Annotated in this window: 17 protein-coding genes, 1 tRNA gene and 1 pseudogene; 8 read left to right on the forward strand and 11 right to left on the reverse strand. The window is 69.6% G+C overall.

From position 1 onward, the window contains the following. Nucleotides 1-10 precede the first annotated feature (10 nt). Nucleotides 11-904 carry a cytochrome c oxidase assembly protein gene (locus tag BGO91_RS19455; protein ID WP_290474385.1) on the reverse strand — a complete coding sequence of 298 codons (894 nt, stop codon included), beginning with the start codon at nt 902-904 and terminating at the stop codon, nt 11-13. A 92-nt stretch (nt 905-996) separates the two neighbouring features. Between BGO91_RS19455 and cls the strand changes: the two genes are divergently transcribed. Beyond that, entirely contained in the window at nt 997-2,460 is a 1,464-nt protein-coding gene (gene cls, locus BGO91_RS19460; protein WP_290474386.1) for a cardiolipin synthase, read from the forward strand. A 100-nt stretch (nt 2,461-2,560) separates the two neighbouring features. Here cls and BGO91_RS19465 read toward each other — a convergent pair whose 3' ends face one another. Both BGO91_RS19465 and BGO91_RS19470 read right to left on the reverse strand, forming a co-directional pair. Then, nucleotides 2,561-2,734 (reverse strand): hypothetical protein, encoded by a 174-nt coding sequence (locus BGO91_RS19465; RefSeq protein WP_021764533.1) that lies wholly within the window; start codon nt 2,732-2,734, stop codon nt 2,561-2,563. A 121-nt stretch (nt 2,735-2,855) separates the two neighbouring features. Next, nucleotides 2,856-3,854 (reverse strand): pirin family protein, encoded by a 999-nt coding sequence (locus BGO91_RS19470; protein WP_290474387.1) that lies wholly within the window; start codon nt 3,852-3,854, stop codon nt 2,856-2,858. 68 nt (nt 3,855-3,922) lie between these two features. Here BGO91_RS19470 and BGO91_RS19475 point away from each other — a divergent pair, with 68 nt between their 5' ends. Then, on the forward strand, nt 3,923-4,351 hold the full coding sequence (locus BGO91_RS19475) for a hypothetical protein (protein WP_290474388.1): 429 nt from the start codon (nt 3,923-3,925) through the stop codon (nt 4,349-4,351). A gap of 44 nt (nt 4,352-4,395) precedes the next feature. Here BGO91_RS19475 and BGO91_RS19480 read toward each other — a convergent pair whose 3' ends face one another. From BGO91_RS19480 to BGO91_RS19490, 3 genes are read right to left on the reverse strand one after another with little or no spacing between them, the layout of a single operon-like run. Then, the gene (locus BGO91_RS19480) at nt 4,396-4,833 is read right to left on the reverse strand and encodes a VOC family protein (RefSeq protein ID WP_290474389.1); all 438 of its coding nucleotides are present in this window, start codon (nt 4,831-4,833) and stop codon (nt 4,396-4,398) included. 23 nt (nt 4,834-4,856) lie between these two features. Beyond that, nucleotides 4,857-5,084, reverse strand: coding sequence for a helix-turn-helix domain-containing protein (locus BGO91_RS19485; RefSeq protein WP_290474390.1), 228 nt, complete (start codon nt 5,082-5,084; stop codon nt 4,857-4,859). Beyond that, nucleotides 5,084-5,701 carry a hypothetical protein gene (locus BGO91_RS19490; RefSeq protein ID WP_290474391.1) on the reverse strand — a complete coding sequence of 206 codons (618 nt, stop codon included), beginning with the start codon at nt 5,699-5,701 and terminating at the stop codon, nt 5,084-5,086. Before BGO91_RS19490 ends, BGO91_RS19485 begins: the two co-directional genes overlap by 1 nt. Before the next feature lie 173 nt (nt 5,702-5,874). Between BGO91_RS19490 and BGO91_RS19495 the strand changes: the two genes are divergently transcribed. The 3 genes from BGO91_RS19495 to BGO91_RS19505 all read left to right on the forward strand — a co-directional run bounded on the left by BGO91_RS19495 (nt 5,875) and on the right by BGO91_RS19505 (nt 9,659). Continuing rightward, nucleotides 5,875-8,397 (forward strand): ATP-dependent Clp protease ATP-binding subunit, encoded by a 2,523-nt coding sequence (locus BGO91_RS19495; RefSeq protein WP_021764527.1) that lies wholly within the window; start codon nt 5,875-5,877, stop codon nt 8,395-8,397. Nucleotides 8,398-8,467: 70 nt separating this feature from the next. Beyond that, nucleotides 8,468-8,980: an amino-acid N-acetyltransferase gene (locus tag BGO91_RS19500; RefSeq protein ID WP_290474392.1), complete on the forward strand. Its 513-nt coding sequence runs from the start codon at nt 8,468-8,470 to the stop codon at nt 8,978-8,980. Nucleotides 8,981-9,026: 46 nt separating this feature from the next. Beyond that, entirely contained in the window at nt 9,027-9,659 is a 633-nt protein-coding gene (locus tag BGO91_RS19505) for a hypothetical protein (protein WP_290474393.1), read from the forward strand. A gap of 84 nt (nt 9,660-9,743) precedes the next feature. Here BGO91_RS19505 and map read toward each other — a convergent pair whose 3' ends face one another. After that, a complete protein-coding gene (gene map / locus BGO91_RS19510) occupies nt 9,744-10,517 on the reverse strand; it encodes a type I methionyl aminopeptidase (protein WP_290474394.1) in 774 nt (257 codons plus the stop codon). A 46-nt stretch (nt 10,518-10,563) separates the two neighbouring features. On the opposite strand from map, the gene BGO91_RS19515 reads away from it, so the two are divergent. Then, entirely contained in the window at nt 10,564-10,857 is a 294-nt protein-coding gene (locus BGO91_RS19515) for a helix-turn-helix transcriptional regulator (RefSeq protein ID WP_290474395.1), read from the forward strand. 12 nt (nt 10,858-10,869) lie between these two features. On the opposite strand, the gene radA is transcribed toward BGO91_RS19515, so the two are convergent. Then, nucleotides 10,870-12,231: a DNA repair protein RadA gene (radA, locus tag BGO91_RS19520; protein ID WP_290474396.1), complete on the reverse strand. Its 1,362-nt coding sequence runs from the start codon at nt 12,229-12,231 to the stop codon at nt 10,870-10,872. A 159-nt stretch (nt 12,232-12,390) separates the two neighbouring features. On the opposite strand from radA, the gene BGO91_RS19525 reads away from it, so the two are divergent. Continuing rightward, a complete protein-coding gene (locus BGO91_RS19525) occupies nt 12,391-13,314 on the forward strand; it encodes an alpha/beta hydrolase (protein WP_290474397.1) in 924 nt (307 codons plus the stop codon). Here the strand turns inward: BGO91_RS19525 and BGO91_RS19530 are convergent. Continuing rightward, complete coding sequence (locus tag BGO91_RS19530; RefSeq protein ID WP_290474398.1) at nt 13,256-14,095, reverse strand: SGNH/GDSL hydrolase family protein; 840 nt, start codon at nt 14,093-14,095, stop codon at nt 13,256-13,258. The two genes, BGO91_RS19525 and BGO91_RS19530, sit on opposite strands and share 59 nt — an antisense overlap. 108 nt (nt 14,096-14,203) lie before the next feature. Between BGO91_RS19530 and BGO91_RS19535 the strand changes: the two genes are divergently transcribed. After that, nucleotides 14,204-14,293, forward strand: a tRNA-Ser gene (locus tag BGO91_RS19535). Nucleotides 14,294-14,468: 175 nt separating this feature from the next. On the opposite strand, the pseudogene BGO91_RS19540 reads toward BGO91_RS19535, so the two are convergent. Further along, nucleotides 14,469-14,642 (reverse strand): annotated as a pseudogene (locus BGO91_RS19540) (site-specific integrase); the annotation flags it as partial. A gap of 525 nt (nt 14,643-15,167) precedes the next feature. Continuing rightward, entirely contained in the window at nt 15,168-15,353 is a 186-nt protein-coding gene (gene tatA, locus BGO91_RS19545) for a twin-arginine translocase TatA/TatE family subunit (protein ID WP_290474399.1), read from the reverse strand. Between the last annotated feature and the right edge of the window lie 15 nt (nt 15,354-15,368).

Raw genomic sequence — 15,368 nt, forward strand, 5'->3', positions numbered from 1 at the left:
GACGAGGGGCTCAGCCGCGCCGCTGCAGGTGGGCGCGGGTGAGCTCCTCGACCTGCTCGTCGGTCAGCTCGTCGACCTTCTTCGCCTCGCGCCGGTCCAGCCGCATCCACCGCACGAACAGGATGACGAGGATCGGCACGTCGGCGAACTCGGCGATGAACCACAGGAAGTCGCCCGACAGGTGCTGGTCGTGCAGTGCGTTCGGGAACCAGAACGGCAGCCTCCCCGTGACGCGCGCCGCGCCGTCGAGCACGCTGTCGTTCAGGCGCAGCAGCAGGCCCGGGATGGCGTCCAGCAGCAGCTCGACGAACGCCAGCAGGAACTCGACCGTGATGAAGAACCCGGTGCGGACGACCGAGTGCGCCGCGATCGGCAGGACCAGCAGCATCCCGGCCAGCGGCACCAGCACCGAGATCGTCCACTCCGACCAGACCGAGTCGCGCAGCACCGCGGCCACGGGGGTGAGGAACACGAGGAACACGGCGCACGCGAAGACGGGCGCGAACATCGCGTTGCCCAGCACGCGCACCGGGCGGGAGCGCAGCACGCGCTCGGTGCGCAGGCGGCCCGTGGTCGACAGGGCGACCCGCGCGAGCGCGATCGGCCGTCCGAGGCTCATCAGCGCGGGCACGACGAAGAGCAGCAGGGCGATCCTGGTCGTGAACGCCCACCGCAGTTCGCTGCTGTACGCGCCGAGGAAGCCGAACGAGATCCACGCGTACGAGCCGAGCCCCAGCAGCAGGAACCACAGCGTCAGCCGCGCGGGCCAGCGGTGACCGTGGCGGCGCAACCGCAGCACCCCGCCGAGGTAGAGCGCGGCGGCCGCGACGAGCAGCATGGCGGCGGCCGGGTCGAACGACCAGGTGGTCAGGAAGACGGTGACGGGAGGCGTGGCTGGCTCCATTCGCGGGTGGTGGCGCCCTATTGTCCCTCCGCTTCGCTACGGTATCCCTGTAGGTGCTTCGCTCCGAGCGCGCCTGCGACCGAGAGGACCGGATGGACGCAGGTTTCCTGAGCACCGCCATCGTCGTGGTGGCGCTGCTCGTCGACTTCATCATCCGCGTGATCGCGATCATCGTCGTCCCGCGCAACCGCAAGCCCACGTCGGCGACCGCGTGGCTGCTCGCGATCTTCCTCATCCCGTACATCGGCGTGCTGTTCTTCCTGCTGATCGGCAGCTACAAGCTCCCGAAGCGGCGCCGGGACAAGCAGATCGAGATCAACAACTTCATCATCGAGTCGACCGAGGGCATGGAGCGCGTGCGGCGCGACCACCCGTGGCCGTCGTGGCTCGAGTCGGTCGTGCTGCTCAACCGCAACCTGGGCGCGATGCCGCTGGTCGGCGGCAACTCGGCCAGCCTGAACGGCGACTACAAGGGGTCTCTCGACGCGATGACAGCCGAGATCCAGGCCGCCCGCAAGTACGTGCACGTCGAGTTCTACATCCTGTCCCTCGACGACACCACCGAGCCGTTCTTCGACGCGCTCGCCGACGCGGTGAAGCGCGGCGTCACCGTCCGCGTGCTGCTCGACCACATCGCCTCGCTGCGCACGCGCGACTACAAGCGGACCATCAAGCGCCTCACCGCGATGGGTGCACGCTGGCAGCTGATGCTGCCGGTCCAGCCGTTCAAGGGCAAGTACCAGCGCCCCGACCTGCGCAACCACCGCAAGCTGCTCATCGTCGACGGCCGCGTCGCCTTCATGGGTTCTCAGAACATCATCGACCGCAGCTACAACAAGAAGTCCAACATCCGCCGCGGGCTGAAGTGGAAAGAGCTCATCGTGCGGCTCGAGGGACCGATCGTCGCCGGTCTGAACGCCATCTTCATCACCGACTGGTACAGCGAGACCGACGAGCTGCTCCGCCGCGAGACCGAGCCGATCACCGACGAGATCGGCCCGGACTCGCTGGACGCGCAGGTCGTCCCGTCCGGGCCGGGATTCGCCGGTGAGAACAACCTCCGGCTCTTCCTCGCCCTGCTCTACTACGCGCAGGAGCGCATCGTCATCACGTCGCCGTACTTCGTGCCCGACGAGTCGATGCTCACCGCGATCACCACCGCCACCCAGCGCGGCATCGCCGTGGAGCTGTTCGTCTCCGAGATCGGCGACCAGGCGCTCGTCTACCACGCGCAGCGGTCGTACTACGAGGTGCTGCTGCGCGCGGGCGTGAAGATCTGGATGTACAAGGCGCCGTACATCCTGCACGCCAAGCACTTCACGATCGACGACGACGTGGCCGTGATCGGGTCGAGCAACATGGACATGCGCTCGTTCCAGCTCAACATGGAGGTCTCGCTGATGGTGCGCGGCCGCTCGTTCGTGACCGAGATGCGCGCCGTCGAGGACGGCTACCGGCGCGAGAGCCGCGAGCTCACGCTCGACGAGTGGATGAAGCAGCCGCTGCGCTCCACGGTGCTCGACAACCTCGCGCGGCTGACCTCGGCGCTGCAGTAGCGGGAGCGGCGCCGTCGTACCGCGGCGACATTCGTGCCGAATGTCGTGAAAGCGCGCCCCTCAACATACATTCGTGCCGAATGTGCCGGGGCGGCGGAGGCTACGGCTTGGGGGCGAGGCCGCGGCGCGCGCGCTCTTCGGCCTCCATGCGGGCGTAGACCTTCCGCTCCGTGCGGTCGGCGTGCACGATCTTGCGCATGATGAGCCAGAAGAGCAGCCCGACCAGGACGGTCGGAGCCAGCGACCACACGATTCCGCCGATGATGTCGTTCATAACGCGCTCATCGTACCGCCTCCGCCTGTGCGGATGCCCGGCCGCCGAGGTTCACGACGTTGCGCTCATTCGCGCCGTTTTGACCGCCACGTCGTGAACCTCGGCGGCGGGAGACGCCGGGTCAGCCGCGGGGTTTGAGGCGGACGGTGGGGAGCTCGGGCGCGGGGAGCGGAGCGCCGTCGTAGCCGTCGACCGTGCCGAAGCGGCCGTGCGGGTCGGCGCCGGCGATCACCTCGCCCTGCCACTGGGCGCGGGAGGCGACGATGTCGTCGTGGGTGCGCCCGATGAAGTTCCACCACATGACGATCTGCTCGCCGAGCGGTTCGCCGCCGAGCAGCACGAGGCGGGCCGGTCCGTCGCTGCCGACCACGACCTCCACGGCATCGCGCCCGGGAGCGAGGTACCCGAGGTGCGCGACCGGGAGGCCGGTGCCGGCCACCGTCACGGTGCCGGCGTCCACCAGGATGCCGTGCTCGAACGCGGTGTCGAGGGGGATGCGCACGATCGCGCCCGCCGGTGCCGTGATCTCGGCGCCGACGAGCGGAGAGAAGACGGTCGCCGCGGTGCCGCTCCCGGCCAGCGAGCCCACGAACGTGCGCACGGTGGCGGCGCCCAGCGTCGACGCGAGAGGCACGTGGTGCTCGAAGAACGGGGCGACATCGCGGGAGGCCGCGGGCAGCGCCACCCAGAGCTGGACGCCGTGCAGCACCCGCGCCTCGGGCGTCGACACCTCGGAGTGGCTGATCCCGTGCCCGGCGGTCATCAGGTTGAGCTCGCCGGGCCGCACGAGCGCGTGGCTGCCAACGCTGTCGCGGTGCTCGATCTCGCCCTCGAAGAGCCAGCTGACGGTCTGCAGGCCGGTGTGCGGGTGCGGCGGGACGCGCATCCCGCCGGTCGTGGAGACGTCGTCCGGGCCGTAGTGGTCGATGAAGCACCAGCCGCCGATGAGCGAGCGGCGGCGCTGCGGCAGCGTGCGGCGCACGTTCATCGCGCGCGGGCCGCCGAGCGGCACGTCCCGCGGCTCCAGGATCTCCACGTCGCCGCCGGTCGCGGGGGCCGGCTCCGCCAGCGCCGTGCCGACCGCGAGCACCTCGGCCGGGTCGCGCTCCAGGTTGCTCATAGCGGCATCCTAGGCTTCCCGCGGCAGCGCGGCGCCGCTTCCCAGCGTCCCGTTCCTAGAATGGTCCCGTGCCCCGGACCGCGACCCGCCCCCTGCTCTCCCTCGCCGGAGGGATGCTGGTGCTGGTCGCGCTCGCGGGCTGCGGGATCAAGTCCCAGCAGCAGCCCGTCAAGGACTACTCGGGCGAGCCAACCGGTGTGGAGGCCCCGGCCAGCAGCGCGGGCGGAGCCTCCTGGGCGGCGTGGCTCGACGACGGGCGCCAGTTCGGCATCGTGCTCTACGGCAGCTCGACGTGCGCGCCCACCGTGGCGTCCATCAGCGTCACCGGCGACAACCAGCTGAAGGGGACGCTCTCGCCGGCGCCGGGCGGCGTCTGCACCCGCGACTACGTGCCCCACACGACCGTCTTCACCACGCCGAAAGGCGTGACGACCACCTCGGACGTGACGATCACCCTCCCGGACGGCACCCTCACCATCCCGGGCCTCCAGGGCTGAACGCCGAGGCGCAGCAGGGCCGGAGTGAGTAGCAGGCTCCGGGGTCAGCCCTTCGTCAGGTCCTGCGCGAGCATCACGATGATGCCGCTGGGCCCGCGCAGGTACGACAGCTTGTAGACGTCCTGGTAGTTCGCGACGCCGCGCAGCGGGTGGACGCCGTGCTTCGCGGCGATCGCCAGCGCCTCGTCGATGTCGTCGACCGAGAACGCGACGCGGTGCATGCCGATCTCGTTCGGGAGGGTCGGCTCGGTCTCGATCGCGTCCGGGTGGATGTACTCGAAGAGCTCGAGGCGGCCGTGGCCGTCGGGTGTCTGGAGGAGCGCGATCCTGGCGTGGTTGCCGTCCAGTCCGACGGCGGTGTCGGCCCACTCGCCGCTCACCTCGTCGCGCCCGACCACGGTCAGGCCGAGGTCGGTGAAGAAGGCGATGGTCTCGTCCAGATCGCGGACCGCGATGCCGACGTTCTCCAATGCGATGCTCATGCGCTGCATGCTAGCCCCGCCGGTCAGGCCGCCGGCGGCGCCAGGACGAGCAGGTCACCGATCTCGCACTCCAGCGCGCGGCAGATCGCCACCAGGGTGGAGTAGCGGATCGCCTTCGCACGGTCGTTCTTCAGGATGGAGAGGTTGACGACGCTGACGCCGACCAGCTCCGAGAGCCGCACCACGGTCATCCCGCGCTCGGCGAGGAGCTCGTCGAGCCGGCAGTGGACCCCGGACTCCTCGTCTCCCATCAGACGAGGCCCTCGGTGTCGCGCCGCATCCGGTCGCCCACGGTGAACGCGGTGGCGACGATGGCGGCGGCGAAGGCCAGGAGCAGCAGCGGCTGCAGGGGGATGGACATGACCGGGTTGTCGAAGTCCCGGTCGCTGATCCGGGCGATCGCGCCGTTCGCGACCATCGTGTTCAGCAGGGCGATCCCGGCCCAGGCGACCAGGCCGTAGATGCTCGCGATGGCGACGAGCGCGGTGTTGCCGCGCGAGAAGATCCGCCCGCGCAGCACGTTGACGGCGAGCCAGACGAGGCAGACGATGACGCCGACGACGGTGGCCGCCGCCAGGATCTCGCGCAGGATGAGCGCCACGAAAGACGCGACCGGCAGCTGCGGCGCCGTCACATACGCCGTGGCGAGCTCGACCTCGCGCATGGCCCCGCCCGGGCCGATCGGCGCCTGGGCGGTCGTGCCCGCGAAGTCGGCGAGGACGCGCACGTCGCGGTTGGCCGCTGCCTCCACGATCGTGCGGACGGCCTGGACGATCGACCATCCCGCGAGCACGACGCCCGCCACGATGAACGCGACGATCGACGCCCGATCGCCCTTCGACTGGCGGTATCCCTCGACGGTGCTCATGCTCTCCTCCACGTATCGACATTCGTTAATAACGACTATCGATACGATTGCACAGCCCGTCATCACACGCAAGCCCCGTCACGCCCACGGCGAACAGGGGCCCGGGATGCAGGGTGCGGTGGTTACTCTCTTTGTATCGATGCCGACCCTGCAAGGCGTCGCGAGGAGTAGACATGTTCGAGAGATTCACCGACCGCGCCCGCCGCGTCGTCGTCCTGGCCCAAGAAGAGGCCAAGATGCTCAACCACAACTACATCGGGACGGAGCACATCCTGCTCGGCCTGATCCACGAGGGTGAGGGTGTCGCCGCCAAGGCGCTCGAGTCGCTCGGCATCTCGCTGGACGCCGTCCGCGAGCAGGTCCAGGACATCATCGGCCAGGGCCAGCAGCAGCCGACCGGCCACATCCCCTTCACCCCGCGCGCCAAGAAGGTGCTCGAGCTCAGCCTCCGCGAGGCCCTCCAGCTCGGCCACAACTACATCGGCACGGAGCACATCCTCCTCGGCCTGATCCGCGAGGGCGAGGGCGTCGCCGCCCAGGTGCTCGTGAAGCTCGGCGCCGACCTCAACCGCGTGCGCCAGCAGGTCATCCAGCTCCTCTCGGGATACCAGGGCAAGGAGCAGGTCCAGGTCGGGGGCAACGATCAGAACACCGCGCAGGCCGGTAGCCAGATCCTCGACCAGTTCGGCCGCAACCTCACGCAGGCCGCTCGCGACAACAAGCTCGACCCGGTGATCGGACGCGAGAAGGAGATCGAGCGCGTCATGCAGATCCTGTCGCGCCGCTCCAAGAACAACCCCGTCCTGATCGGCGAGCCCGGCGTCGGCAAGACCGCCGTCGTCGAGGGCCTCGCCCAGGCGATCGTGCGCGGCGACGTGCCCGAGACGCTCAAGGACAAGCAGCTCTACACGCTCGACCTCGGCTCGCTCATCGCCGGCTCCCGCTACCGCGGCGACTTCGAGGAGCGCCTGAAGAAGGTCACCAAGGAGATCCGCACCCGCGGCGACATCATCACCTTCATCGACGAGATCCACACCCTCGTCGGCGCGGGTGCCGCCGAGGGCGCGATCGACGCCGCCAGCATCCTGAAGCCGCTGCTGGCCCGCGGCGAGCTGCAGACCATCGGCGCGACCACGCTCGACGAGTACCGCAAGCACTTCGAGAAGGACGCCGCGCTCGAGCGCCGCTTCCAGCCCATCCAGGTCAACGAGCCGTCGCTGCCCCACACGATCAACATCCTCAAGGGCCTGCGCGACCGCTACGAGGCGCACCACAAGGTGTCCATCACCGACGGCGCGATCGTCTCGGCCGCGAACCTGGCGGACCGCTACATCCAGGACCGCTTCCTCCCCGACAAGGCCATCGACCTGATCGACGAGGCCGGCGCCCGCCTGCGCCTGTCGATCCTCTCGGCCCCGCCGGAGCTGCGCGAGTTCGACGACAAGATCTCGGCCGTGCGCTCGCAGAAGGAGGCCGCGATCGAGGAGCAGGACTTCGAGAAGGCCGCCGGCCTGCGCGACGAGGAGAAGAACCTCCTCGGCGAGCGACTGCGCCTCGAGAAGCAGTGGCGCTCCGGCGACGTGAAGACCACCGCAGAGGTCGACGAGGGCCTGATCGCCGAGGTGCTGGCGCAGGCCACGGGCATCCCGGTGTTCAAGCTCACCGAGGAGGAGTCCGCTCGCCTCGTCTTCATGGAGAAGGCGCTGCACCAGCGCGTCATCGGTCAGGAGGAGGCCATCGCGGCGCTCTCCAAGACCATCCGACGCACGCGTGCCGGCCTCAAGGACCCGAAGCGCCCCTCCGGCTCGTTCATCTTCGCCGGCCCCACCGGTGTCGGTAAGACCGAGCTCGCCAAGGCGCTCGCCGAGTTCCTGTTCGACGACGAGTCGGCCATGATCTCCCTCGACATGTCGGAGTACGGCGAGAAGCACACGGTCTCGCGACTGTTCGGCGCCCCTCCCGGGTTCGTCGGCTTCGAAGAGGGCGGCCAGCTCACCGAGAAGGTCCGCCGCAAGCCGTTCAGCGTCGTGCTCTTCGACGAGATCGAGAAGGCGCACCCCGACATCTTCAACTCGCTCCTCCAGATCCTGGAAGAGGGACGTCTGACGGACGGTCAGGGTCGTGTCGTCGACTTCAAGAACACGGTCATCATCATGACGACCAACCTCGGCACGAAGGACATCTCCGGCGGCCCCGTCGGCTTCCAGATCGAGGGCGACCCGACCACCGGCTACGAGCGGATGCGCGGCAAGGTCTACGAGGAGCTGAAGAAGAACTTCAAGCCCGAGTTCCTGAACCGCGTCGACGAGATCATCGTCTTCCCGCAGCTGAACAAGGCCGAGCTGCTGCAGATCGTCGACCTGTTCATCAAGCGCCTGTCCGACCGTCTGCTCGACCGCGACATGACGATCGAGCTGGAGGTGCCGGCCAAGGAGCGGCTGATCGAGGTCGGGTTCGACCCGACCCTCGGCGCCCGCCCGCTGCGCCGCGCTGTGCAGCACGAGATCGAGGACCGACTGAGCGAGAAGATCCTGCACGGCGAGCTGAACGCGGGCGACCACGTCCACGTCGACTTCCGCGACGGGGAGTTCGTCTTCACGACGACGGCGCGCGCCGACTCGATCGGCGCCGGCGTCAACGCGGCGGCCGCCATCGGCACCGGCCCGGCCACGCCGGACCTCGCCGCCAACGGCTGATCCACGCCCTCTCGGAAACCGCCGGACACACGAGTGTCCGGCGGTTTCTGCGTGTCGGTAGGGTGGAACGGTGAGTGAGGCAAGCGCAGTCCGGGTCCGGCGCGCGCGCACGGGAGACGTGGCGCGCATCCAGCAGCTGGTGGAGCCGCTCGTCCGACGACGCATCCTGCTCGGCAAAGAGACGGTCACCTTCTACGAGGCCGTGCAGGAGTTCCGGGTCGCGGAGGATGCCGACGGCAACCTGATCGGCTGCGGCGCGCTGCACGTGATGTGGAGCGACCTCGGCGAGGTGCGCACCCTCGCGGTCTCGGAGGAGTGGCTGGGGCGCGGTGTCGGCCGTGCGCTGCTGGAGCGGCTCGAGACGGACGCCCGCGAGCTCGGGCTCAGCCGCCTGTTCTGCCTGACGTTCGAGGTCGGCTTCTTCGAGCGCAACGGCTTCGAGGACATGGGGGAGGAGTCGGTCGACCCGACCCTGTACGCCGAGCTCGTCCGCTCCAACGACGAGGGCGTCGCCGAGTTCCTCGATCTCGCGCGCGTGAAGCCCAACACCCTGGGAAATACGAGGATGTTGAAGCTGCTCTGAGCGCGTTGCGCCCGGGATACCGGCGGCGCGCGGCTATGCTGCGGGCATGTCGACGTTCAAGCATCCTGTCGGCCCCCAGCCGAGCAAGGTCTATTGGCGACGCCGGCTCATCCTCGGGATCGGCCTGCTCGCCGTCATCCTCGTCGTCGTCCTGATCATCGTGCGCCCCGGCGCGTCGGACGGCGCCCCCGCACCGGCCGCCACCACCAGCGCGCCCAAGACGACCACGCCTCCCGCGACCAGCATCCCGACGTCCAGCGCGACCGCCAGCGGAGCCGCCTGCGACACGGCGAACGTCCGCGTCGAAGCCGTGACCGACAAGGCCACCTACGCCGCGGGCGAGCTGCCGCAGCTGTCCGTCGCGATCACCAACACCGGCTCGACCGCGTGCAAGATCGACGCCGGGACGGCGCAGCAGGTCTTCACCATCACCAGCGGCTCCGAGACCTACTGGAAGTCGACCGACTGCCAGACCGACAAGGTCGACGCGGAGGTGCTGCTCCAGCCCGGCAAGACCATCTCGTCGCAGACGCCGATCACCTGGGACCGGACGCGCTCCGACCCCTCCACCTGCCAGGCGACCCGCGAGCAGGTTCCGGCGGCGGGTGCGTCGTACCACCTGACGACCACCGTCGCGGGGATCGCGTCCCCCGAGACCAAGCAGTTCATCCTGCAGTAGCGCTCACGCTCGCTTCGCCGAGGTGGCACATCGTGCACGCGAATGCGCCGAGACGGCGAAGAGTTCGCCGCCTCGATGCAGCGGTCACGGCCGGCGCAGGGTGAGGATCTCCGCGCCGTCGGGGGTGATCGCGATCGTGTGCTCGCTGTGGGCCGTGCGCGTGCCGGTCGCGCTGCGCAGGGTCCAGCCGTCGGCGTCGGTGACGAGCTCGTCGGTGTCGGCCATCACCCAGGGCTCCAGCGCGAGCAGGAGGCCCGGCCGGAGCTTGTAGCCGCGGCCCGGGCGGCCGTCGTTGGAGACATGCGGGTCCTGGTGCATCGTCGAGCCGATGCCGTGGCCGCCGAACTCCAGGTTGATCGGGTACCCCGCCTCGTCCAGCACGGTGCCGATGGCGTGCGCCAGATCTCCGATGCGCGCGCCGGGGCGGGCGGCGGCGATCCCGGCCCGAAGGGCGCGCTCGGTCGCCTCGATCATCGCGACGTCCTCGGGGCGCTTCGTCTCGCCGACGATGAAGCTGACCGCGGAGTCGGCGGCGATGCCGTCGAGCAGCACGGCGAGGTCGAGGGTGAGGAGGTCGCCGTCGGCAAGGGCGTAGTCGTGCGGCATCCCGTGCAGCACGGCGTCGTTGACGGCCGTGCAGATGTAGTGGCCGAACGGTCCGCGGCCGAAGGAGGGCGCGTAGTCGACGTAGCAGGATTCGGCGCCGGCCTCGGTGATGAGCGCGGCGGTCCAGCGGTCGATGTCGAGGAGGTTGGTGCCGACGGTGACGCGGTCCTTCAGGGTCTGCAGGATGCGACCGACCAGCGCCCCGGTCGCCCGGGCCCGGTCTAGTTCGTCGGAGCTGAGGATCTCGATCATGGGGATAACTATACCGGTAAGACTATCCCGGTATTAGTATGGGGTCATGGTCAGACTGCCCCTCACCCCGGACGAGATCGAGCGCGGTCAGCGTCTCGGCGCGCTGATGCGCCGGGCCCGCGGAGAGCGTTCGATGCTGACCGTCGCGCTCGATGCGGGTGTCTCGCCGGAGACGCTGCGGAAGATCGAGTCCGGTCGGGTGGCGACGCCGGCCTTTCCGACGATCGCCGCTATCGCGGAGGTGCTCGGGTTGTCGCTGGATGCGGTGTGGGTCGAGATCAGCGAGGCGGACGTCGCCACCGATGGAGTCGGCCGCGACCCCGAGCGGATCGCCTCCTAGACCCCTGCGCGGTCAGAAGGCCGCGTCGAGTTCGCGTTCGCGCGGGGTGGTCGAGGCGGTGAACGCGAGCCGCAGGGCTTCGCGGATGGAGGTGCTGCGGTCGTCGATGCGGGTGGCGAAGCCGAGGCGTGACGCTTCGGCGGCGCGCTGCTTGCCGCTGCTGACCGGGCGGATCTCGCCGGCGAGACTGATCTCGCCGAAGGCCACCAGGTTGTGGGGAATGGCGCGGTCGGATGCCGCGGACGCGACGGCCAGGGCGATGGCCAGGTCGGCGCCGGGCTCGGTGAGGCGCACGCCGCCCACGGTGGAGACGTAGACGTCTTTGTCGCCGAGCTTGATGCCCGCCCGGCGCTCGAGCACCGCGAGGAGCATGGCGACGCGGGAACTGTCGACGCCGTTTGTGACGCGGCGCGGGTTCGGGGCGGCGGTGCTCACGACGAGGGCCTGCACCTCCACCGGCAGCGGACGCCGACCCTCCATCGCCACCGTCACGCAGGTGCCGGAGACGGGGGTCGAGGTGCGGCTGAGGAACAGTCCGCTCGGGTCGGGGACCTCGGCGATGCCGTCGCCGGTCATCTCGAAGCAGCCGACCTCGTCGGTCGGGCCGAAGCGGTTCTTGAGCGCGCGCACGAAGCGGAGCGCCGTCTGCCGGTCGCCCTCGAACTGGCACACCACGTCGACCAGGTGCTCGAGGAGACGCGGGCCGGCGATCGAGCCGTCCTTCGTGACGTGCCCGACGATCAGGATGGGCAGCTCGCGCTCCTTGGCGATGCGTACGAGCGTGCTCGCGACCTCCCGCACCTGGCTCGGGCCGCCGGCGATGCCGTCGATGCTGCCGCTGGAGACGGTCTGCACGGAGTCGATGATGACGAGGGAAGGCTTCACCGCGTCGATCTGGCCGATGATCGTGGCGAGATCGGTCTCCGACGCGAGGTAGAGCTCGTCGTGGACGGCGCCGGTGCGCTCGGCGCGCATCCGCACCTGCCCGACCGACTCCTCGGCGCTCACGTAGAGGACACGCGCATTGCGGGCGGCGGCCCGTGAGGCGACCTCCAGCAGGAGGGTGGACTTGCCGACCCCGGGCTCGCCGCTCAGCAGGATGGCCGCGCCCGGAACGATCCCCCCGCCCAGCACCCGGTCGAACTCGCCGATGCCGCTCGGCCGTCGCCCGGCGGCCTCCGTCTCGATGTCGGTGATCGCCCGGGCGGTGCGCGCGGCGCCGATCGTCACCGGGGTGAGGGCACGCAGCACGCCCGTGGGCGCCGCCATCTCCTCCACGGTGCCCCAGGCCTGGCACTCGCCGCAGCGGCCGACCCACTTGGCCGCCGTCCAGCCGCACTCGGTGCAGCGGTAGTTGACGTGAGCCTTCGCCACGACACCTCCTCGATCCGGGACCCACACTACGGGCGGCCACCGTCACTGGAGGGAGGATCGCGGGGATCGGGGGAGAAGCTCGCGGAGCGAGAGGCATGTGGAGGGTGCTCTGCACTAAGAGGGTTATGCGCCCGGCGCCCCCGGAGCACAATGGGCCCCATGGCGAACCTCACGTACACCCTGCGGTCCGGCCGACGCGTCGGCGTCACCACGCTCGGCGACGCGGATGCGGAACGCATCGTCGTCTTCTGCCATCCGGCGCCCGGGACCTCCGTCTTCGATCCCGATCCGGACGCCTCCGCGACGCGCAACGTCCACATCGTCGCGCTGGACCGCCCCGGGTACGGTTCGAGCGATCCCGTTCCGTACGGCGAGTGGCCCAGCATCGTCCGGGCCGCCGACGACATCGCCGAGTACCTGCGGTCGGTGGTGCTGGCCGAGCGGTCGATGGGGGTGCGGAGGGTGCGCACGGTCGGCATCGCCGGCTGGTCGGCGGGCGGCCGGGTCGCGCTCGCTTTCGCCGCACGGCATCCCGACCTCACGGAGCGCGTCGCGATCATCGCGACGCCCGCACCGAACGACGCCGTCCCGTGGATCCCGCCCGAGCTCCAGGCGGAGTCCGACCGCCTCGGCGGCCTGGCGCCGGCCGAGGCGATCCAGCAGCTGAGCGGGCAGCTGCAGCCGCAGGCCGACGCTGTGCTCGCGGCGGCCGAGCCGGGCGATGTGCCTCCCGAGGCCGTCGGCGCCACCGCCGTCGATGACGCCGTGCTCGCGCAGCCCGGCGTGCGCGACCGCCTCGGCCGCATGCTCCACGACGCCTTCCGGCAGGGGACGGCCGGCGCCGCGGCGGACATCCTCTCGTACACCGCCCGGTCGTGGGGATTCGAACCCGGAGACGTGCGCGCGAAGACGCTCATCGTGGGCGGCCAGGGCGACGCGATCGCCGGCAACGCGCACGCCGCCTGGTATCAGAAGGCCGTGCCGGACTCCCGGATGGAGATGGTCCCGGGCGTCGGGCACCTCGTCATCGTGCCGGCGTGGGGGAGGGTGCTGGCGCATCTGGCGCCGAACTCGACGCGGTGACGGAGGCGGCCGCTGCCGTCGCCGGTCGCCGCGGGAACTTCGCCACCGCTAGGCGCGTGACGGCGGGCAGGAACGCCGACGCCCACACCCGGTAGCCGTGGTCGTTCGGGTGGAAGAGGTCCTCGGCGAACTGGGTGAACGCGCCCCGCAACCCCTGCTGCTTCATCGCCGCGTGCAGGGAGACGACGGTGAGGCCGGCGTTCGCGGCCTCCTCGCGCAGGATCCCGTTGGCCACCGCGACCTTCTTCTCGTTCCACGGGAGGTAGAAGTACGGCAGATCGGCGACCACCGCATCCCGGGGCAGCGCGGCGAACACGCGGCGGATGCCCTCCCGGAACGTCGCCGGGTCGAACGCCCCGATATCGTTCGCACCGATCGACACCGTCACGATGTCGGGCTGCAGCGTCTCGAATCGGGGCAGCTGATCGGCCACCGCGAGGGCGACCGTCGCGCCCGACACGCTGAGGTTCACCGTGCGCACGGTGCGGCCCGTCGCGGAGCGGAGGTGGTCGGCGATCACGCCCACGTAGCTGTTCTTCGGCTGCGACGCCCCGATGCCCTGCGCGGCGCTGTCCCCGATCGCGACGTAGAGGATCTCGCCTTCGACCTTCGCCGCGTCCCGCCACCATTTGGAGTTCACCGGCAGCGACTCGTTCAGCTTCACCTTGCCAGCCGCGACAGCCGCCCGTTTCTGCTGCACACGACTCCAGGCATAGGCGGCGCCGCCGGCGATGGCGCCCGCGACCCCGACCGCCGTGACGACGCGACCCGTGGTGTTCATGCGTGCAGCGTACTCCGCACACCGTGAAGGGCCGATCGGTGGATGCTGTGCAGTCGCTGGATGGACGCTGATTGGCGGGCCGTGGAATCTTCGCCTAAGATTGTCCGCGGTACCGTGTCCGAGCGGCCGAAGGTGCAACTCTCGAAAAGTTGTGTGGGTGAAAGCCCACCGTGGGTTCAAATCCCACCGGTACCGCCAACGCAGAGCCCCCGCGATCCCAGTCATTACAAGGGATCCGGGGGTTTCGCATTGCCGGGATCGGGCGTTTGACTACATCGGTGGCAGTTGCCCGAGCGGTATCAAGCACCAGGGCAACAGCATCCAACTCATCGTCGAAGAGATCTGCGCACGTGTCGAGCATCATCGCCGCAGACGAATGACCGAGCATCCGCTGCACAGCCTTGACGTAGGCTTCCGCGCTGATCGCCAGGCTCGCGGCAGTATGCCGGAGGTCGTGGATCGTGACGCGTGGGAAGTTCTTGTCGACGGCCTGTGATCGCGCGATCGCGTAGACGTACCAACCGCGGCGACGATCCGGTTGGTGCAGCTAGTTGCCCCCGTCGCCAAAGACTGGTTGCGATGAGGTCTCGTGCTCTGTGCTCGCCCGAAGGAGCGGAGTGAGGAACGGCGGTAAAGGAACGCTGCGAGCTTCGCCGTCTTAGGCGTTCCGACATGGATCGTGCAGGACCATGGTCCGGTGACGAAACGCCGCGAGTTGGGCACTCTCCACCCGTTGTATCTGGAGAGCAGCCAACCCCCGCCGAAGTCGACGGCGAAAGCGCCGGCCCAGAGCGCGGTCTGCGCTGTCCCACCGATGAGGTAACCGACAACCAGCATCACGCAGGAGATCGATTGAGGGATGGTATCGATCAGTACGTGGGTTCGCTGTCGGCTCCCTCGCTGCGATTGCGCGAAGAACGTCGTGACCTACCTCGCTCTGACCGCAATGAAGGCTACGGCGAACAGGCCGTCGTAGACGCCGCTCGTTCCGGGGAAGGCCCACACACGTCGTCCGACCCAGGTGGGCCCGCGTCTGCCCCGCGTGTCGTAAGGGGAGTGCCAGCGTACCCCGTCACCCCTCCCCCTTCGGAGTCTCCTTCCCGCTCTCCTCCGCGCGGAGCTCGCGGGTCTCCTGGCGGAAGATGCGCATCGACTGTCCGAGGCTGCGGGAGAGGGCGGGGAGCTTGGTCGCGCCGAAGAGCAGGACGACGACGGCGAGGAGGATGAGCAGGTGCCATCCGGTGAGGTTCGCGAACATGGCCTCTCGTTCCTT

Source organism: Leifsonia sp. 71-9 (assembly GCF_001898805.1).
GTDB lineage: Bacteria > Actinomycetota > Actinomycetes > Actinomycetales > Microbacteriaceae > Leifsonia.